The following is a 19,979-nucleotide window of genomic DNA, read 5'->3' on the forward strand; positions in this document are numbered from 1 at the left end:
CCTCCGGAAGTGCCGGCTTTCAGCTCACCGGCAGCTTGCGGCGGAGCACCTTTCCACTGGGCAGCCGCGGAAACTCGTCGAGGAAGGTCCACCCGCGGGGAACCTTGAAGCCGGCGAGGTGCTCGCGTGCGTACGCGGCGAGCGCTTTCTCGAGATCCGGTCCGGGATGCGTCTCGTCGCTGGGCAATACGAACGCGTGCACCCGCTGGCCGAACTCGTCGTCGGCGACCCCGATGACGGCGACGTCGGCAACTGCCGGGTGCAGGATGAGTACGTCCTCGATCTCGCGTGGATAGACGTTGACGCCACCGGAGAGGATCAGATCGGTTCGCCGGTCGGACAGGTACAGATAGCCGTCGGCGTCGACATGACCGAGATCTCCGAGGGTGTTCCAGCCACGGTCATTCCACGCACCAGCGGTCTTGTCGGGATCACCGTGGTATTCGAACCGGCGGACGTCACCGAACCAGACCTGCCCGACCTCGCCGACCGGCAGTTCGTTGCCGTCGTCGTCGCAGATGTGCACAACTCCGAGCAGAGCCTTTCCGACCGTACCGGGCCGTTCGAGCCAGGCCTTCGAGTCGACCATGAAGAATCCGGTTCCCTCACTGCCTGCGTAGAACTCGACGAGAATCGGCCCGAGCCAATCGATCATCTGCCGTTTGATCTCGACGGGACATGGCGCACCGGCGTGGATCATGATGCGCAGCGAGCCGACGTCGTGGGATCGGCGCACCTCGTCGGGGAGCTTGAGCAGCCGAACGAACATGGTGGGTACGAATTGTGCTGCGGTCACACCATACTGCTCGATCAGGGCGAGCGAGCGTTCCGCATCGAACCGCCCCATCACGACTGCTGTGCCGCCGTTGCGGATGGCCCCCATGGACCACCCCAACGGCGCCGCATGATAGAGCGGACCCAGGCTGAGGTATATCGTGTCGCGGCCGAGACCGAATGCGGTACCCATCATGTGGTCGATCGCGTATCCGGTTCCGAACGCATCACCGGTCAACTCGGGCAGTATCCCCTTGGGACGGCCCGTGGTGCCGGAGCTGTAGAACATGTAGCAGCCCTCCAGCTCATGCGCGATCGGGATGTCCGGAGCCACGGATGCCAGGTCCTCGAGATCCTCACCGACGGTCAGCCTGGTCACCTCGCGCGAGGCCGATCGCACGCATTCGTCGGCGAGCGCTGCGAGTTCGGGCGATGAGATGAGCACCGTCGCCTCGCAGTTGTCGACGATGTATGCCGCCTCGGCGACGGTGAGATGCCAGTTGACCGGGGTGTAGAAGAGCCCTGAGCGTTGCGCAGCCCACGCCACCGGAAAAACGTCCAGACGATTCTCCATCAGGATCGCGATGTGGTCCCCCGGCCGCAACCCGAGGTCGGCCAACACGTGCGCGATCCGGTTCGACGCGCGCTCTAGTTCCGCATAGCTGATCGACTGGCCCGATTCACCCATGATCACAGCAGGTTTGCTTCCCAGCTCGGCAGCGAGCGCGGTGAGGTGCATCAGTGGTCCTCCGTCATCGTCGACGTCACCCGATTGTGCGATATCGGTGAGCGGCTTCCACCGTCGATCATCTGGCGAACTCGGGTCGGCGTTTCGCCAGAAACGCCCCGACCCCTTCTCTCGCGTCGGGATCACCGGCAGTGGTGCGAATGGCAAGCGCCTCCCGACGCAACGCGCTCTCGGGAGCCGCGTCCGCGGTCGCCCGCAAGAGCTGCTTGGTGGCGGCCTGTCCCCCGGCCGGGCCGGCGAGGACCTGATCGACGATCTTCTCGGCTACCCGATCGAGATCACCATCCGGAGCCACCCGGGCGACCAGGCCCGTCGCCAGTGCCTCGTCGGCGCTGATCGCATCGTTGAGAAGGGCCAGCCGCAGCGAGCGATGCAGACCCAGCGAGTGCACGAGCAGGCTGGTCCCACCGTCGACGTTGAGCCCGACCTTCGTATAGCCCAGACTGAATGTCGCCGTCTGGGCCGCGATGATGATGTCCGCCGCGGCGGCGAGCGGAAAGCCCGCCCCGGCAGCAGGACCCTGCACCACCGAGACCACCACGGCGTCGGCGCGGACGAGTTCGCTCACCACACGATGCAAGGAGTCGGCGAGGTCGTCGATGTAGTTGGACATGTCCGCAGCCGAGGCGAATGCCGCCAGATCCCCGCCGACGGAGAAGAAGCGTCCCTGCGCGCTGAGCACGATCACTCGCGCCGAGTCAGCCGATGCCCGCCGCACCGCGGCAAACAGTTCCTCGACCATATCGGAGTGGACCGGGTTTCCCCGGTCACCATCGGTCAATGTGATGCGCGCACAACCTGACTCGAAGCGGTAGCTGACGAAGCTCACGTATCAGCCTTCCAGTAACGCCAGGCTGTTGTGAGCGTAGACCGCTCGTCGCCGATCGCTCACCAGGAACGCCGGCTGCCCCAGATATGTCAGATCCCGGGCCAGCGACCCCTCGGCCCTGCGCTCCGCCAGACGCGAACGCGCATCGGCCGTTGTGCCGCACACGGCAATCGTGTGGAGCATGTCGTCTGTGACGGCATTGGTGAAGGTGTCCATGTCCCCGGCTTTGAAGGCGGCGCGCAGCGCCGCCACGGCGTCCGTCCAGCCATGCTGCTCGATGAACGCGTCGTAGGTCTTCACGGTGAGGTAGAAGGCGATCATGCGGCGGGCGTCGAGGATGGCCCGATCCGGGTTGTCGTCATCAACCGCAGTGATCAGCCAACCGTGTTCGATCGTGCTGCTCTTGCCGGCGTCGGCCAGTCCTTTGGCGGTCGCCGGCCGGACGACGTCGTCCCACCATTGCGCGGTGAACAAGCCGTGGCCGATGACCCCGTCGGCATGTCGGGCCGCAGCAGCGGCCATGCCTTTGTTGAAGCCGGCGAACAAAATCGGGACATCGAGTCGGCCCAGTACCGGTGCCTGGACCCGCGCGTCGACCCGATAGAACTCACCGTCGTAACGGACACGTTCGCCGTTCTCCGCATGCAGCCAGGCGCGTACCGCTCCGGCGAGATCGCTCATTCGCGCGACCGGGCGGTCGGCCTCTGCCCCGACCCAGTCCCGATTGATCGCGTAGGCACCCGAACCGAGCCCGAGGAACAATCGGCCCGCAGCGTGCTTGTGCAGCGTTCGAATCGCGGACGCGTGCGCGTACGGACTCCGGGAGAACGCATAGGCGATACTGGTGCCTACCTGGGCTTTTGTCGTGTTTGCCGCCATGTCCGCCAGTACCGAATATGCGTCGTTGTCGACAAAATCACCGGTGCAGAACGCCGCGATGCCGGCCTTCTCCGCCTCCTGTGCGACCTCGGCTCCGGGCCAGGGTAATCCGAACTCCATCTCGACTCCTTTAATCATTTAGCTGATTGTACTATATAGTGGCTGCAATAGCCGCTAGATGAGGAGTCGCCGTGAGTGATGTGACCAACCCGCAATCCGCCGAGTACGGCATTCTGACCGACGAGTCGTTCGAGCGTTCACGCCGGCGTATCGGCATTCCGGAACGCCCTCTGACCCCGCACAATCACGAGGTGACCGCCGATGGCACACGCCATTTCGCGTTCGGATATGGCGATGCCAATCCCCTCTGGTGCGATCCCGACTACGGCAAGAACACCCGCTGGGGAACCCTGATCGCGCCGCCGAATTTCATGTACACCATGGGCGAGAACGCCGCGCCGCCGGTGAGCCCCGAGCAGAAGGCCCTGTTGAAGGGTGACCCGTTCGCCGGACTCGGCTCGTACCAGGCTGTGATGGAGTTCGAGTGGTTTCGCCCGCTGACGCTCGGCGACCGGTGTCAGGTCGTCCGTGCGCAGGTCGGGGTCGAGGAGAAGCCTTCGAAGTTCGGTGGTCGCACTGCTCACGTCACCAACGACTTCTTGTTCGCCAACGGTGCCGGTGAGATCCACGCCATCCAACGCGGCACCTGGATCAACGCCGAGCGCCACACCTCGCGGGCCAATGCCAAGAAGGCCGATCCCATCGACTTCACCACCCCGTACACCGACGAGCAACTCGCCGAGATCGACGCGGCCTATGACGCCGAGACCAGGCGCGGCGCCGAGACCCGCTATTGGGAGGACGTCGAGATCGGCGACCAGATCGACAAGCGCGTCAAAGGCCCACTCACCGTCACCGATGTGATCGTGTGGCATGTCGGTTGGGGCATGCAGCTCACCCCGCCCGGGACATTCGGCATCTCACGGGCGATCCGTCGCAAGGTCCCCGGCCTGTACCCGGCGAACTCACGGAATATCCCCGATACCGTGCAACGCCTGCACTGGGAATCCGAACGTGCCGCGGAACTCGGCATCCCGATGAACTACGACTATGGTGCGATGCGCGAGACCTGGTTGACCCATGCCCTCACCGACTGGATCGGCGACGACGGCTGGCTGTGGAAGCTGTCGTGCCAGCACCGCAAGTTCAACTACATCGGCGACACCACCTGGATCACCGGCAAGGTCGTCGACAAGCGGCAGGTGACCGACGAGCAAGGCACCCGCAATGAGGTTCACCTGGAACTGGCATGCACCAACCAGCGTGGCGAGACCAACACCCCGGGAACCGCGGTCGTACTGCTGCCGACTCGCGAGGCGGCCGTCGAACTGCCGAAGCCACCCGCCGACGATCTCCAGTCGCTGCTGGCCCATGAGATCGAGCGCTTCGCCTGAGACGGGACCACACACATGACCGCACTCGCCGACGCCCTGACCTTCCGCCACGGTCCCGACTGGCAGAATCGAATCGCCCTCGCTCCGTTGACAAACATGCAGAGCAACGACAACGGGACACTCCACGACGACGAGTACCGATGGTTGACCCGACGAGCCGAAGGCGGGTTCGGGATGGTGATGACCTGTGCGGCACATGTGAGCCAGGCCGGCATGGCATTTCCCGGGCAGTTGGGTATCTGCGACGATGCCCAACTGCCGGGCCTCACGAGACTCGCCGACGGCCTGCGAGCGGCCGGGGCGGTGTCGTCGGTACAGCTGCAACACGGTGGGCGGCGGGCGAATGCCCAGATCTCCGGGCGTCCCGTTGTCGCCCCTTGGGACGACCCGAGTAAGGGAGCGACCGCACTGACCACAGGCGAGGTCGAACAGGTCGTGCACGACTTCGTCGACGCGGCGGTCCGGGCTAAGCGAGCGGGCTTCGACGGAGTCGAAGTCCACGGAGCCCACGGCTATCTGATCGCGCAGTTCCTTGATACCCGTAGTAATCACCGCACCGACCGTTACGGCGGATCGACCCGGAACCGGTTCCGCATCGTCCACGAGATCGTCGACGGCATCCGTGCGGCAGTGTCGCCGAATTTCCAACTCGGCCTGCGACTCTCACCGGAGCGATACGGAATCGCCCTCGACGAGGCCCGCGCTCTCGCCTTCGAGGTCCTCGACCGCGGCAACCTCGACTATCTGGATCTGTCCCTGTGGGACGCGTTCAAGGAACCCTACGACGAGGCTCACCGTGGTCGTCGCCTGATCGACTTCTTCACCGATCTGCCCCGCGGCAACACCCGTGTGGGCGTGGCCGGCAAGATCACCGACGCCCCCGGTGCTCGCGAATGTCTGGAGCGGGGCGCCGATTTCGTCCTCATCGGCACGGCAGCCATCCTCCATCACGATTTCGCGCGGAGCATCGTCGCCGACCCGACGTATCGCGCACGGCAACAGCCGGTTCCGGCCGATCACCTGGTCGGCGAATCCGTCGGCCCCGCGTTCCTCGACTACCTCTCCACGAATTGGGATGATTTCGTTGCCTGAGACCACCACTGCGAGTGTCGCCGCCCCCAAGGTGGTGCTGCCGATCGGCCCGCCGGGTCAGCAACTCGCCGACACTGCTGCGCTGGCCCGTCTCGCCGAAGACGCAGGCCTCGACGGGATCTCGTACGCCGAACTGTCGTCGGACCCACTGCTGCATCTGACTGTGGCTGCGGGTAGCACGTCGAGGGTGGACCTGATGACCAATATCCTGGTTGCGTTCGCCCGGTCACCCATGACGCTCGCCACCCCAGGCCCGCGCGCTCCAGGACTACTCGGGCGGCAGGCTCATCCTCGGACTGGGCAGCCAGATCAAACCCCATGTCGAACGCCGCTTCTCCATGCCGTGGAGTGCACCGGCCGCCCGCATGGCCGAGTTCGTCGCCGCGCTCCGTGCGATCTGGTTCGCATGGGAGACCGGGGAGAAGCTCGATTTCCGTGGCGATTTCTACACCCACACCCTGATGACCCCCATGTTCACTCCACCGTCGCAGACACCGGCACCCAAGGTGTTCATCGCCGCGGTGGGACCCAAGATGTGCGAGACGGCGGGGGCCGTTGCCGACGGGCTGCTGGTGCACGGCTTCTCCACCGGAGAGCGCTACCTGCGGGAGATGACCGTCCCCGCCCTCGAACGCGGAGCCGGTGGCCGACTGCGCGACGACTTCGAGATCGTCGATCTCAGCTTTGGGGTCACCGGCCGGTCCGACGAAGAGTTCGCGGCCTCGGCAAAGGCAGTCAAACAGCAACTGGCGTTCTACGCCTCCACCCCCGCATATCTACCCGTCCTGGAACTCCACGGCTGGCAGGATCTCGGTGCCGAGATGCACGCACTGTCGAAATCCGACGACCCGGATCGGTGGACAAAGATGGGTGAACGCCTCCCCGACGAGGTCCTCGAGGCCTTCGCCGTGGTGGGCACGCCCGCAGACATCCCGGGCAAACTCGCCGCACGGGGTCAAGGCGTGGTCAGTCGTTACTCGGTGAACACGCTCGGTATCGACGACCCCGATCTGGTCATGCAACTGGCCCGCGAGATCCAGAACGCTGTCCGATGACTCCGGTGGTGCTCACCGAGATCGATGGTGGGGTCGCGCTCGTGACACTCAACCGCCCAGAGGCTCGGAACTCCCTGAGCCCCGAGCTGATCAGTGAGCTCAGCGCGACACTACGCTCCCTGGACGCGGATACCGAGGTCGGCGCAATCGTCCTCACCGGCGCAGACCCGGCATTCTGCGCGGGACTGGACCTCCGTGCGCTCGCCGACGACGGTCCCGAATATTTGAAGCTGTTCGAGGACGACGACTGCATCAGGCTGGTCGGTCAACTCAGCACACCCGTGATCGGTGCCGTGAACGGTGCCGCCGTCACCGGCGGCCTCGAGATCGCTTTGGGATGCGACTTCTTGATCGCCGGGGATCGGGCGGTGTTCGCCGACACCCACGCGCGCGTTGGCGTGCTACCCGGCGGTGGCCTGACCGCCCGCCTCCCCGATCGGGTCGGCACGGCGTGGGCGCGTCGGATGTCGTTCACCAGTGAGCTCGTCGATGCCGAATTGGCACTACGGATCGGCTTGGTGACCGAGGTGGTGCCGCACGATCGGCTGATCCCGCATGCACTCGAGGTGGCCGGCCGGATCTGCGACGTAGGCGGCGACGTGATGGTTGCACTCAAGCACATGTACACCGCGGGCTGGCAGGCTGGTTCCGGGCAGGTCCTCGAAATCGAGTCCCGACTGTCCGCGGCCCACCCGACCGCCTGGGACGTGCTCGAGGAGAACCGGCGAAACGTCATGGAACGTAACCGATCACAGCTGACCTGAGTGGGTGGAGCACGTGATCTCGATACGGCTCCTCGCTACGCTCGTCACCTACTCGATCAGCGGGGAGGGTCCCCATCAACGGGGAGGGTCTCCATCAACGGGCGGGATCAACGGGCGGGATCAACGGGCGGGGTCTCGATCAGCGCAGCGTCCACTTCGGTTTGACGAACCCGTCGCGCGAGACCTCCGCCGTACCGATCGGGTTGCCGATTCCCGGGTAGTTCCATGCCACGGCATAGGCGGCGTTGCGATCCATGTCCAGCGTTTCCCAGACGGCCTTCACCGTGCCCTGCACCGCAACGGCGGGTTTGGCCGCGATCCGCCGTGCCAGACCGTCGACGTGCTCCCAGAGTTCTTCGCGCGGTTTGAGTTCGGACACGAGTCCGATGGTGAACGCCCGCTCCGCCGACATCCGTTCGTCCAGGCCGACCAACGCCCAGCGCATCGCTTCGCCCAGCGGAATCCGCCGGGCCAGACCGATCGGCTCCAGCGCGGACGTCAGCCCATAGGACACATGGGGATCGAAGAAGGTCGCGTCATCGGCCGAGACGATGAAATCGCAGTCGTTGAGCCAGTAGAAGGCACCGCCGGCCACCATGCCGTGCACTGCGGCGATCACCGGCTTCCAGACCTTGTTGGCGCGCGGGGACAGCCCCTGACCGGGATCATCCTGACTCCAGAAGTTCTCGTGGAGGTCGAGTCCCTCACGGACATCCACCCCGGTGCAGAACGCCTTGTCCCCGGCGGCACGAAGGACCACGACGTGCACATCGTCGTCCTCGCGGATATCTTTCCACAGCCGCCGGAACTCGTCGACCATCGTCGCGTTGAAAGAGTTGTGCACCTCGGGGCGGTTGATCGTGATGGTGGCGACGTGGTCGGTGACGTCGTAGAGGATGGTGTCGAAACCCATGATCCAGGCTCGCTTTCAGATCAGACGTTTGTCAGGACGGGTCGCGTGGCAGACCGAGCCCACGTTCGGCGATCACGTTCTTGAGTACTTCGTTCGCGCCGCCGGCGATGGTCCAGGCCCGGGCGTACAGGAACGCGTCCTGCCACCACCCGTCGGCGACCGCACCCTCGTCGCCCTCGACCGCGACGGCATCCGAACCCTGCAATGCCATCCCGAGCTCGGTCATCGCCAGGTTGGTCTCACTGAAGAAGATCTTCACCGACGGGGCGTCGGCGACGTCGGTGCGACCGGCCAGCATCCCCGACTGCACGCTCTTGCTCATCAGATCGATCACACGGGCATGCGTGGCGATACGTCCGACGTCGCGTCGCAGGCCGGCATCATCGCTTCGATCCTTGGCGAGCGTCACCAGCCGGTCGACGTTCTGCAGCAACTCGGTTGCCATCGACGCCACCCCGGTCCGCTCGTGCGCCAGGCTCGAATTGGCCACTCGCCAGCCATCATCGACCTTGCCGATCACCGCATCGACGGGCACCCGCACCCCATCGAGGAAGACCTCGTTGAAATCCTCGGTGCCGGTGATCTCGCGGAGCGGACGAACCTGCACTCCCGGCAACGTCATGTCGAGCGCGAAGGCGGTGATACCTCGGTGCTTCGGGGCGTCCGGATTGGTGCGCGCCAAGAGGTAGCCGACGTCGGCGTGCTGCCCGTTGGTGGTCCACACCTTCTGCCCGTCGATCACGTAATGGTCGCCGTCGAGCTGTGCGCGGGTACGCAGCGAGGCGAGGTCGCTGCCGGCCCCGGGCTCGCTGAACAACTGGCACCAGATGTCCTGCCCGCCCCGGATCCGCGGAAGGTAGTACTGCTGCTGGGCATCGGTGCCGAAGTCGATGAGCGCGGCCGATGCCAGCTGATAGGCCCCGATCGGTGCCCACACCCGCGCGCGAGCGATCTCTTCGGCAACGACGAACGCACGCTGCGGGTCGACACCCGGGGTACCGCCGAACCGCTCCGGCCACTCCGCGCCCAGGTAACCCGCCTCGAACAGCATGGCCGTCCACCGTCGGATCTCCGGGACCAGATCGGGGCCCGGGGCGCGCACACCCGTGTGATGCTTGATTCCGGGATTGTGCTCGGCGATGAATGCGCGCACCTCGGCCCGGAGCTGTTCGAGATGAGCGTCGGTCTCGATCCGCATCTTCGGACCTCCTGTGTCCACGTTGCCTAATTAGTTATATGATCTTACCGTATCTAATCATACGTAGCCGTCGAGAGACAGCCCCGCAACGGGAGGAATGCGCCATGGACTTCGAGCTCAGCGACGAGCAGGAGATGCTACGCGACGTATCGCGCAGCATGTTGTCGGCACATTGCACACCTGAGTTGGTCCGTGAGGTCTCGACCACCGGTCGGGACCTCGACGACAAGCTATGGCAGCGCGGCACGGAGATCGGCTGGACCGGCCTCGCCGTCCCGGAAAGTCACGGCGGTGCCGACGCGGGCCTCGTGGAACTCTGCCTCATCGCCGAGGAGATCGGCCGGGCGGCGGCGCCGGGCCCGTGGGTCGATACCGCTCTCACGGCGTACGTAGCTCATCGCGGCGGCGCACCGGACGATGTGGTCGACGAACTGGCGTCGGGGGGACGACGCGCCGCAGTGGTCATCGATCATGCGCTCGTCCAGGCCGCCGCAGCCGTGGACTGGTTCCTGATCGTGGACGACGCGCAGGTGCGGCTCGTCGAGGCCGATTCGTCCACAACTCGGCGTCGCCGCACTCTCGACGAGAGCCGAGGCTTCTATGCGATCGGCGATATCGCGGACGGTGGTCACCTGCTCGACGTCGATGCCCAGTCGGTCCGCGATGCCGCTGCAGTGCTGGTCGCCGCGGATGCCCTCGGCGTCGGCGAACGACTCCTGCAGATGACCGTCGACTACGCCAAGGTGCGCGAGCAGTTCGGGCGGCCGATCGGCTCGTTCCAGGTCATCAAGCACAAGGCCGCAGACATGCTGATCGCGCTGCGCGGAGTCCGGGCAGCGACGTATTACGCGGCGATGACACTCGACGCCGGGCTGACCGAAGCATCGAGCGCAGCCAGTGTTGCCAAGGCATTTGCCGCCGAGAAGGTACCCGCGATCGCCGGTGAGGCCCTACAGACCCATGGTGGGATCGGCTTCACCTGGGAGCACGATCTGCACCTCTACCTCCGGCGCGCCAAGGTCGACGAGGTGCTCTTTGGGGATGCCGCGTTCCACCACGACCGGATGGCGCAGTTGCCCGGCTGACCGCCGACGGCAGCGGCCATCCTCGAGAACACTCGGGCCCGAAGCGCGGGGTGGTCGATACGGGAGGGGTCGGGCCTGCGGGGCGAGACTGCCGGTCCCGGTCGGCTACACCGGCGTCTGGTTACCGCGAATCGAACCGGTGACGCCCAGGCGGCGCGCGAGCACTGCCGATCCCCCACCGATGACCACCACCGCCGCGATTGCTGCGACAAAGGGCCAGGACAGCGGGGAGGTCCCGTAGGCGCCGACCGCGCTGTAGGCGATCGCCCCCGGGACGATGCCGATCGCGGTACCGACCAGATAGTCGCGTTGCCGGACCGAACTCAGCCCGGCCGCATAGTTGACCAGGCCGAACGGGAACACCGGGATCAGTCGCACCACCATCATCGAACTCATACCGCGACGCTCGAGCACCGCATTGAGCGCGACGATTCTCGACCAACTGATCTGGGCGAAGGATGCACGCCCGAGTGATCGGGCCAGCCAGTAGCCGGCCCAGGCACCGAACGTCGCCGCGACGATCACGATGAGCGCACCGGGGACCAAACCGAACATCAGTCCGCCGGCCACGGTGAGCACACTCATGGGGAACGGGGTCAACGTCAGCGCGGCCAGAATGAGCATGAATGCCAGCACCCCAGGTACGCCCGCGGCGGACACCGAGTCGCGGATCGTCGTCGAATCGGGGATGTCGACGGTCGCGGCCACCACGACGCCCGCGACCATGACCGCCGCCAGAATCGCCAACTTCAATCGATGGCCCACCGTCATTCGCCGCCCATCGGCTGTGTCACAGTCCGGGTCATCCCCAACCTGGTCTCTGCCGGCACCTCGGTCCAGTCAATCAGGTCGCATCGGGAGATTCTCGACCGGGATGTTGGCGACAACCGGCCTGAGGTGAGCACGCGACGCCTGAAACGGCCGGGGTTCAGCGCGCCGGCATGGCCGGATCGCGGGGCAGACCGAGGACCTGCTCGGCGATCGTGTTTCGCTGGATCTCCGACGTTCCGGCACCGATCGTCGATGCCCGCGACCCGAGGAAACCGGTGAGCCACCGACCTCGCTGGATGGCGCGCTCGGAGTCGCGGGTGACGATTCCGTCGGCGCCGAGCATCTCGACGGCGAACTCGTGGAGTTCCTGTTCGAACATCGTGATGAACAGCCGGGACACCGATGACGCCGGACCGGGTTCGCCGTGCGCGATGATGTCGTTGATGATCCGGCTGGCGTTGTACTTCATCAATCGCACCCGGATCTCGAAGTCGGCCAGGCGGTCCCGGGTCAGCGGGTCGGTCGTCAGCCCACGCTCGCGGGCGAGTGCGACCAGCTCGTCGAGAATCCGCCGATAGTTCGTCGCCTGATTCATCGCTCCCGCGGCACGTTCGTGCCCGAGCGAGGTCCGGACGAGCGGCCAGCCCTGGTTCTCCTCGCCGATACGATCGGCGACGGGTACCCGCACGTCATCGAAGAAGACCTCGGCGAAGTGCTCGCCGCCGGTGATGTCCTTCAGCGGGCGCACGGTCACCCCGGGAGCATGCGCATCGATGATCAGGTAAGTGATGCCCTTTTGCCGGGACTCCTGGGTCCCGGTGCGCACCAACGTGAAGAAGACGTCCGCGTCGGTGGCGTGTGTGGTCCACACCTTCTGGCCGTTGACCACATAGAAGTCGCCCTCACGGCGGGCGGTGGTGCGTAGAGCCGGGAGATCCGAACCCGCACCCGGCTCCGAATAACCCTGACACCAAATGAGGTCTTGGCGCAGCATCGGCCCGAGCCAGCGCTGCTTCTGCTCATCGGTGCCGTAGGTGATGATCGTCGGCGCGACGATCCCGAGACCGGTCCCGAGCGGCGAGGGCACACGCGTCTTGGCCAGTTCTTCCTGATAGATCACCTGTTGCGCAAAGGACAGGCCCATGCCGCCGTATTCCAGCGGCCACGACGGCCCGGTCATCCGGGCGTCGTACATCCGGGCGTGGTAGGCCCGCACCCACGATTTGCGCTCAGCCGAATCCCTGGGGCGCTTGGCGGGGCGATTGTCGGCGAACCACTGGCGAATCCGTGCGCGGAACTCGTCGTCGCTCTCGATCGTCATCACTGTGCCTGTCTCGATCTGCTGTGTCATCTCACATCTCCACCAGCTCGGCGATCCGGGCGCGATGCGCCCGCGGAGCGCCGAGGACAACGTCGGAAACGGTGGCCCGGCGCAGGTAGAGGTGCGCGTCGCACTCCCACGTATAGCCGATTCCACCATGGAACTGGATGTTCTCCATGCTCGCCTTGGTGTAGGCCGCCGAACACCACGCCTGAGCTGTCGACGCGGCGATCGCCGCCTCGGGATCACCGTCATCGAGCAGCGCAGCCGCGAAAAATGCTGCGGACCGCCCTGATTCGATCTGCACCTTGAGATCTGCACATCGATGCTTGATCGCCTGGAAGGAGCCGATCGGACGCTCGAACTGGACACGCATCTTGGCATAGTCAACCGCCATGTCCAGTGCCGCAGCGGCACCACCGATCTGTTCGGCGGCCAAGGCGGCAGCGGCAAGGTCACCGGCACGCGCGAGCGTCTGTGTGGCATCGTCGCCGACCCGAACCGCCGGTACGGCATCCAACTCGACTCGCGCGAGCGCCCGGGTCTCGTCGACGGTGGGCACCGCTTCGCGATGCAATCCGGCGGCGTCACCCGCGAGTGCGAACAGGCCCAGATCGCCATCGGTACGAGCAGCCACCAGAATGAGGTCCGCGGTCATCCCGTCGATGACGAACGCCTTGGCGCCAGACACACTCCAGCCGTCGCCCGACGCCGTGGCCGTGGCCGTGACCGCGGTGAGGTCGAACGACGGCGCGTCGTCGGCGATTGCCACGGTGGCGGTGAGATCTCCCCCCGCGATGCGCGGTAGCCATCGGGCCTGTGCCGCCCGGTCACCCACCGCCGTCAAGGTCTGCACCGCCAGCGCGACCGTCGAGAAATACGGTCCCACATACAGTGCGCGGCCCATCTCCTCGAGGACCACGCCCAGTTCGACCGCACCCATCCCGGCGCCGCCGAACTCCTCAGGGATCACCAGGCCCTGCAGGTCCATCTGCTCGGCCATCTGCCGCCACACGGCCTGGTCGCCCGCTGCGCCCGCGATGGCGAGCTCGCGAACCTTCTCCGTCGACGACTTCTCGCTCAGGAAGCGTCGCACCACGGCTCGGAGCTCTTCGTGGTCGTCGGTCCATCCGGTGATCATGGTCATCCTCCGCTGCATGGTCGGCAGGAGCGTCACCGACGCTCCTGCCCTTTCAGTAAAATAAGTTACCTGATTACCGTGGCGTTATGGAAGTTGCGACAGGCCCCAGTGAGGCACACGATTGATCGGGGCCGACCACATTTCCCCGACGTCAGCGTCGGCGATAGCGGGGGGATCGCTTGCCGAGGAATGCCGCGACCGCCTCGGGTTGGTCTTCGGTGAATGAGGTGAAGACCTGCTGACGGTTCTCGAACTCGACCGCGGCATCGAATCCGGGCGTCTCCAGCGCCAGCCACATGCCTTGCTTCGTGAGTTCCACCGAGATCGGTGGGTTGAGCATTATCTCCGCTGCGAGTTCCATAGCGCGATCGAGAAGCTCTCCGGCGGGCACGACATCGGTCACCAGACCGATCTCGCGGGCGTACTCGGCGGAGAACCGACGGCCCGTCAGCATCAACTCATGGGCCCGGCCCGCGCCGATCAGGCGCGGAAGGAGCCAGGACACGCCGATGTCGCATGCCGAGAACCCTGCGCGGATGAACGAGACGGCGAACACGGCTTCCGGTGCGGCGATCCGGATGTCGCTGGCGGCGACCAGGGCGAGTCCGCCACCGGCCGCCGGGCCGTTCACCGCGGCGATCACCGGTTGACGCAGCGAGTGCAACCGCTGGGCCAGTCCGGCGATCTCGCGCTGGATGACCAGCTGAGCCTGTGCGCGCCCGAGTCGATCGAGCTCGTCGGCCCACCCATCGGGCGGGAGGTAACCGTTCAGATCGAGTCCGGCGCAGAACGCCCGCCCCGCCCCGGTCACGATCACCACGCGGCAGTCGGTGTATGCCTCGACCTCGTCGAGGGCTGTGACCAGATCGCCGGTCAGTCGACGGTCAAGTGTGTTCAGCGCCTCGGGCCGACTCAGCGTGATCTGCGTGATGCCCTCGGCGGGTCGGGTGACCGATACGGTCACGCGGTGACCCCTTCTGCCGAAAGCACCTTCCTGAGCACGTTGCGCCGCACCAGTTTTCCGGTCTCGGTCCGCGGTAGCTCGGGCCAGAACCAGAACCGGTCCGGGGTCTTGCTGGATCGCAGTGACGTCTGGGCGAATTCTCTGAGGTCCGCGTCGAGAAGTTCGGCGCCGACGCGCAGCACGACGGCGGCCTCGATCCGCTGGCCCCATTCCTCGTCGGGGACACCGACGACGGCGACATCAAGCACGTCTGGATGCCGCAGCAACACCTCTTCGATCTCGGCCGGAGCGATGTTCTCGGCGCCGCGGATGATCGTGTCATCGATGCGCCCACCGATGAACAGGTAACCGTCGTCGTCGAGGTAGCCGTTGTCGCGGGTGTCGAAGAACCCGTCGTCATCGACCGCGCGCCCGATGCCCGCATATTCGGCGGACACCTGGTCACCACGGACGCAGATACGACCAGGAGCCCCGGGCGGGAGCGCAGCACCGTTCTCGTCACGAATCTGGATCTCGACGGTGGGCAGTACCTTGCCGACCGATGCCAGGCGGGCCCGGATGTGCGGCTCATCCGAGGCATACGCGTCCCGGTGATCCTCGGGCCCGAGGACCGCGACGGTCGAGCTGGTCTCGGTCAGGCCGTAGGCGTTGACGAAACCCACCTCCGGCCAGGCGAGCAGCGCCTTCTCGATCACGGCCGCCGGCATCGGAGCGCCGCCGTAGGCAAGCGACCGCAGCGTGGGCACCGAACCGTCGACACCGTCGCCGATGGCCTCGATCACCCGCGACAACATGGTGGGCACGACCAGGGCGTTGGTGACACCCTCGGTCCGGACCGTGTCTAGCCACTGCGTCGGATCGAACTGCTCCAGGACTATCGTGCGGCGTCCGCCGTAGAGGTTGGAGATGACGTTGGCGACCGCGGCGATGTGGTAAGGCGGCACGCTCACCAGAGCGGCATCGTCCTCGTCAGCATTCATGAACTCCACCGACCCGAGCACATAGGACACCAGGTTCGAATGCCGAAGCAGAACACCCTTGGGCTCCGACGTCGTCCCGCTCGTGTAGATCACCACGGCCGGCCCGTCATCGAGGATGACGTCGGGCTCGGCAGGATCGCCGTCGGCAGCGGTGGACTGCAGCCACTCCCCCATGGTCTGCGCCGACAGTCCGGCCGCACGCAGATGAGCCACGCCGGTCTCGTCGCCGATGCCGATGGCGCGTGGATGTTTGGCGAGCAACCCCGTGAGCTGGTCGTCGCCGAGGCGATAGTTCAGCGGAACCAGCGGCACCCCGGCATAGGCGGCGGCAAACATGGCCACCGGGAACGCCGGCCCGTTCGGACCCAGGTAGACCACCGAATCCACGCCGGCGGCACGGATGGCGGCAGCCCCGGTCAGCGCCCGGGCGCGCAGATCGGACGCAGTGAATCCGGACGCTCGGCGGCCGACAACAACACGATCGCCGAATCCGTCGGCGGCCATGTCCAGCAGCATCGAAAGGCGCACGATTCCGATTCCCCTCAGTCCGACGCCGGGAGCGGTTTGGCCTGCGCGGTGACGAGGAGTTCCCCGTTGAGCGCCAACGAGCCCTCACCCGGCTTGGTGCACAGCACCTCGATCACATCGGCGGAATCGACATATCGCTTGCCGATCAGCGTTCCGTTCATCTGTGCCGGATCGGCCTTCGCCTCCGGCGCGGCTTGACCCTTCTCGACCATCGGGGCGCCGCCACAGGTCAACTCGACGTCGCCGTCGGGCACTCGTGTGATGATCACGTTCGTTGTGTCGACGGCACTTGCCAGTGCCAGTCCCACTCGCAGCTTCACTTCGTCAACTCCTAGCCGTCGAAAGTCTGTCGGATGTCCTCCAGAGTGACGACGATAACACATTAATCCGTTAGATGAATAGACTGATTCGTCCCAGCGCGGAGCTGCTGCCGGAGTGGCGCCTTCTGCACCTTGCCGGCCGCCGTCCGCGGCAGCGTGGACACCGTGCGGATCACCTCGGGTGTCTTCTGGCGCGCCACTCCCGCAAGCCGGAAGTGGTCGCCCACTTCGTCGATGGTCAGGCGTTCCGCGCCTTCGCGTAGCACCACGAAGACCGCGACCCGCTCCCCGTACATCGGGTCCGGCGCTCCCACCGCGGCGACCTCGCCGACCTTGGGATGCGTGGACACCACGTCCTCGACCTCACGCGATGAGATGTTCTCGCCGCCGCGGACGATGATGTCCTTCTTCCGGTCCGTCACCGTCAGATAACCGTCGCGGTCGACGTTGCCGACGTCCCCGGTGCGAAACCAGCCGTCATCGGTGAAAGCCTCGGCCGTCAGTTCCGATCTCAGGTAGCCGGCGAAGAGCTCGGTCCCCCGGCTCAGGATCTCGCCGTCGATTCCCGGTGCGACGTCGCGACCGAGGTCGTCGACGATCCTGACCTCGTTGCCCGGCTGGATACGGCCGTCGGTGTGGGTGCGTTTGCCGATCGGATCGTCGGGCGACCCGCCCGCGATGGTCGGATGCTCGCTCAAACCGTAGGCACGGAAAGCCGCGATGCCGGCTGCGTCGGCGCGCTCGACGAGTGCTGCCGGCACCGACGCGCCGCCCACGAGGTAGCCACGCAGGGTCGCAAGCGCGACCTCGCCGCGCTCTTGCGCGTCCAGGAGCCCGGACAGATGGATCGGGGCCCCGGCCGTCGACGTCACCGCGTACTCGTCGATCAGCTCCGCCGCTTGAACGGGGTTCCAGACGTCCATCAGAACGGTGGGTGTCGCATGGATCAGTATCCGGAGCAGCCCATTGGCGGCCGCAACGTGTCCGGAGGGGAACACACTGAGGTGCGAGGAGTCCGGACCGGCCCCGTCGGCCACCACCGGCGACAGTGTGTCGGCGATGAGTGAGCGATGGGTGTGCTTGACCCCCTTGGGATCCGAGGTGGTTCCCGAGGTGTAGACGAGCAGGGCGATGTCGTCGGGCTCAGCGGGGTCCTCCCCCTCCCGCCAGTCGGCGGCGGTGTCCCCCCAACCGATCGCACCGGATGGGATGTCGTCGCCGACGACCACCACTGTGCCGACCGACTTCACCGCACCGGCCTCGATGAGCGCGGATGCCACCAGACGGCCTTTGACCTGCGCCGCCAGGACCACCACCGTCGCTCCCGAGTCACGCAGGATGAACTCGACCTCACGGGGTCCGTAGATGGGCACGATCGGCAGGACAGTTGCGCCCACCAGGAACGTCGCGGCCTGGATGACGAGTCCTTCGTACCAGTTCGGCAGCTGCAGGGCCACGACGTCGCCGCGCCCGATCCCGATGGACTGCAGCCAGGCCGCCCGGGACAGCGCGTCGCATCCCAGCATCCCGATGGTGCTGCGATACGGTCGTTCGTCGCTGACCACCACCACGTGTCCGCCAGGATGCCGAGCAGTAGCGTTCCGCGCCGCAGAGCCGATCGTGAGGACCGATGCCGATGGACCTGCGGTCGTCATGCCGAGATCGACGTAGCCATGTCGGCTGCGATGACGTCGAGCAGATCCATCCGGCTGACCTTGGACGAAGGAGTTCGGGGCAAGGCATCGACAACGGCGATGTGCACCGGCACCTCGTAGGGCAGCAGATGCTCGCGGCACAGCCCGTCGAGCTCTTTGGCCAGGGCTGCCCGATCGGTGCCGGCCTCGGCGGGCTCGAGCTCGACGCCCGCCACCGGCACCTGGCCGAGGCGGTCATCGGGCCTGGGCGCCACCGCCGCCTCATGCACTGACGGGTGCTGCTCGAGCACCTTACGGACCGTGTCGGGATGGACCTTGAAACCACCGCGCACGATCGCGTCGTCGGCCCGGCCGCGTATCCACAGGAATCCGTCGGCATCCACCACCGCGAGGTCACTGGTCCGCAGCCAACTGTCGGCCCCGACCGGCGACTGAGCGGTTCGGATCTCGAGCCGTCCCTGCTCACCAGCCGGGATCTCGGCCCCGTTCTCATCGGTGACCCGCAGCGTCACCCCGGGCAGTGGGCGGCCCGCGCTGCCCGCCTTCGACTCCCACCACTTCTCGTGGAGTGCTTTTGTCCAGTACGCGACCGCACCGGCGAATTCCGTGGCGCCGTATGTCGGGAGCACTCGAATCCCGTAGGTCTGCAGGAAGTCGTCGATCAGTTCAGGCGGACAGAAGGTCGTACCGGTGGTGACCACCTCGATTCCGTCGAGCTGGTCGGCCGTCACGCCTGCGTTGAGAATGGAACGCAGCGCCGCCGGAACCAGACCGGTCGCCTTTGGCCGATGCCGCGTGATGACCCTCAGCCAGGGTTCCAGCGCGAATTTGGTCATGAGAACGATGCGCCTGCCGGCAAACAGCGGACCCAGCGCTCCCCAGAAGCCACCGATGTGCACCAGTGGGGTCGAGACGATGCTGACTCCGCTACGGAACAGCGAATCCTTCGGCGGCGCCGGCACACTTGTGGAGATGGCGGTGTCGAACTGCTTCTCACGCAGCAACACCCGCTTGGGCGGGCCCGTGGTTCCAGAGGTCAGCATCTCGACGATCACGCCGGGCGAGATGTCGGACTGCCGCGCCGCGCGAACGGCGCGGTCGTCGAACACCTGCACCGTATCGGTGCCCAACGCCAGTACCAGTGCATCGCCGGCGGACTCCCGCACCCCGTCACCCGCGAGTGCGGTTGCCGTTCCGACCACGACGGGCACGTCAGCCCTGGCGATGTCGGCACTCAGCCGTTCCGGCGGCTGCAGGGAACTGAACGTCACGATGCATCGTCGTCGCGCGATGAGCGACAACAGGACCGCCACGCACTCGGGCCGGTTCTCCAGGATCAACCCGACCCGGGTGCCCTCACCGTGGCCGTACTCGCCCAGCACAGAGTCCAGTGAGCGGTCGACACCCTGCAGGGTTCCCCAGGTGGTCCATGACTCCTCGAACTCGATCGCCTCCGCGTCGGCCGGGGCGTTGTCGAGGAGCTCCGCGAATCGCGATCGGCTGTCCAT

General features: G+C 66.1%; 18 protein-coding genes and 1 pseudogene. 6 read left to right on the forward strand and 13 right to left on the reverse strand.

All coding sequences use genetic code 11. The annotated features are described in order from the left end of the window. Positions 1–19: 19 nt before the first annotated feature. The 3 genes from RVF83_RS16955 to RVF83_RS16965 all read right to left on the reverse strand — a co-directional run bounded on the left by RVF83_RS16955 (position 20) and on the right by RVF83_RS16965 (position 3,350). Positions 20–1,513: an AMP-binding protein gene (locus tag RVF83_RS16955; RefSeq protein WP_005199179.1), complete on the reverse strand. Its 1,494-nt coding sequence runs from the start codon at positions 1,511–1,513 to the stop codon at positions 20–22. A gap of 67 nt (positions 1,514–1,580) precedes the next feature. Continuing rightward, positions 1,581–2,351, reverse strand: coding sequence for an enoyl-CoA hydratase/isomerase family protein (locus RVF83_RS16960; RefSeq protein ID WP_005199178.1), 771 nt, complete (start codon positions 2,349–2,351; stop codon positions 1,581–1,583). 3 nt (positions 2,352–2,354) lie between these two features. Continuing rightward, complete coding sequence (locus tag RVF83_RS16965) at positions 2,355–3,350, reverse strand: LLM class flavin-dependent oxidoreductase (protein ID WP_005199177.1); 996 nt, start codon at positions 3,348–3,350, stop codon at positions 2,355–2,357. A gap of 71 nt (positions 3,351–3,421) precedes the next feature. Between RVF83_RS16965 and RVF83_RS16970 the strand changes: the two genes are divergently transcribed. From RVF83_RS16970 to RVF83_RS16990, 5 genes and pseudogenes are all read left to right on the forward strand, one after another. Beyond that, on the forward strand, positions 3,422–4,684 hold the full coding sequence (locus RVF83_RS16970; protein WP_005199176.1) for an FAS1-like dehydratase domain-containing protein: 1,263 nt from the start codon (positions 3,422–3,424) through the stop codon (positions 4,682–4,684). Positions 4,685–4,699: 15 nt separating this feature from the next. After that, entirely contained in the window at positions 4,700–5,776 is a 1,077-nt protein-coding gene (locus tag RVF83_RS16975) for an NADH:flavin oxidoreductase (protein ID WP_005199175.1), read from the forward strand. Then, positions 5,760–5,960 (forward strand): annotated as a pseudogene (locus RVF83_RS16980) (LLM class F420-dependent oxidoreductase); the annotation flags it as partial. The gene RVF83_RS16975 and the pseudogene RVF83_RS16980, both read left to right, overlap by 17 nt. Positions 5,961–6,084: 124 nt before the next feature. Then, positions 6,085–6,831: a TIGR03617 family F420-dependent LLM class oxidoreductase gene (locus RVF83_RS16985; protein ID WP_341262033.1), complete on the forward strand. Its 747-nt coding sequence runs from the start codon at positions 6,085–6,087 to the stop codon at positions 6,829–6,831. Further along, positions 6,828–7,595, forward strand: a complete 768-nt coding sequence (locus tag RVF83_RS16990) for an enoyl-CoA hydratase (protein ID WP_005199173.1) — start codon at positions 6,828–6,830, stop codon at positions 7,593–7,595. The genes RVF83_RS16985 and RVF83_RS16990 overlap by 4 nt, the downstream gene beginning before the upstream one ends. Positions 7,596–7,734: 139 nt before the next feature. Here the strand turns inward: RVF83_RS16990 and RVF83_RS16995 are convergent, their stop codons facing one another. Next, entirely contained in the window at positions 7,735–8,508 is a 774-nt protein-coding gene (locus RVF83_RS16995) for an enoyl-CoA hydratase/isomerase family protein (protein ID WP_005199172.1), read from the reverse strand. A 31-nt stretch (positions 8,509–8,539) separates the two neighbouring features. Further along, complete coding sequence (locus RVF83_RS17000; RefSeq protein ID WP_005199171.1) at positions 8,540–9,706, reverse strand: acyl-CoA dehydrogenase family protein; 1,167 nt, start codon at positions 9,704–9,706, stop codon at positions 8,540–8,542. A 104-nt stretch (positions 9,707–9,810) separates the two neighbouring features. Here RVF83_RS17000 and RVF83_RS17005 point away from each other — a divergent pair, with 104 nt between their 5' ends. Beyond that, positions 9,811–10,791 (forward strand): acyl-CoA dehydrogenase family protein, encoded by a 981-nt coding sequence (locus tag RVF83_RS17005; RefSeq protein ID WP_005199170.1) that lies wholly within the window; start codon positions 9,811–9,813, stop codon positions 10,789–10,791. Between the two features lie 105 nt (positions 10,792–10,896). Here the strand turns inward: RVF83_RS17005 and RVF83_RS17010 are convergent, their stop codons facing one another. The 8 genes from RVF83_RS17010 to RVF83_RS17045 all read right to left on the reverse strand — a co-directional run bounded on the left by RVF83_RS17010 (position 10,897) and on the right by RVF83_RS17045 (position 19,979). Next, on the reverse strand, positions 10,897–11,538 hold the full coding sequence (locus RVF83_RS17010; RefSeq protein ID WP_119033722.1) for a TVP38/TMEM64 family protein: 642 nt from the start codon (positions 11,536–11,538) through the stop codon (positions 10,897–10,899). A gap of 181 nt (positions 11,539–11,719) precedes the next feature. Continuing rightward, a complete protein-coding gene (locus RVF83_RS17015) occupies positions 11,720–12,913 on the reverse strand; it encodes an acyl-CoA dehydrogenase family protein (RefSeq protein ID WP_005199168.1) in 1,194 nt (397 codons plus the stop codon). 1 nt (position 12,914) lies between these two features. Continuing rightward, positions 12,915–14,060 carry an acyl-CoA dehydrogenase family protein gene (locus tag RVF83_RS17020; RefSeq protein ID WP_005199167.1) on the reverse strand — a complete coding sequence of 382 codons (1,146 nt, stop codon included), beginning with the start codon at positions 14,058–14,060 and terminating at the stop codon, positions 12,915–12,917. A 115-nt stretch (positions 14,061–14,175) separates the two neighbouring features. Beyond that, a complete protein-coding gene (locus RVF83_RS17025) occupies positions 14,176–14,988 on the reverse strand; it encodes an enoyl-CoA hydratase/isomerase family protein (RefSeq protein ID WP_005199166.1) in 813 nt (270 codons plus the stop codon). After that, entirely contained in the window at positions 14,985–16,496 is a 1,512-nt protein-coding gene (locus RVF83_RS17030) for a class I adenylate-forming enzyme family protein (protein WP_005199165.1), read from the reverse strand. The genes RVF83_RS17025 and RVF83_RS17030 overlap by 4 nt, the downstream gene beginning before the upstream one ends. A 14-nt stretch (positions 16,497–16,510) precedes the next feature. After that, positions 16,511–16,816, reverse strand: coding sequence for a hypothetical protein (locus RVF83_RS17035; RefSeq protein ID WP_005199164.1), 306 nt, complete (start codon positions 16,814–16,816; stop codon positions 16,511–16,513). Positions 16,817–16,878: 62 nt separating this feature from the next. Next, a complete protein-coding gene (locus RVF83_RS17040) occupies positions 16,879–18,471 on the reverse strand; it encodes an AMP-binding protein (protein WP_083877544.1) in 1,593 nt (530 codons plus the stop codon). Then, on the reverse strand, positions 18,468–19,979 hold the full coding sequence (locus RVF83_RS17045) for a class I adenylate-forming enzyme family protein (protein WP_005199162.1): 1,512 nt from the start codon (positions 19,977–19,979) through the stop codon (positions 18,468–18,470). The genes RVF83_RS17040 and RVF83_RS17045 overlap by 4 nt, the downstream gene beginning before the upstream one ends.

It is taken from the genome of Gordonia rubripertincta (genome assembly GCF_038024875.1).
GTDB classification, from domain to species: Bacteria; Actinomycetota; Actinomycetes; order Mycobacteriales; family Mycobacteriaceae; genus Gordonia; species Gordonia rubripertincta.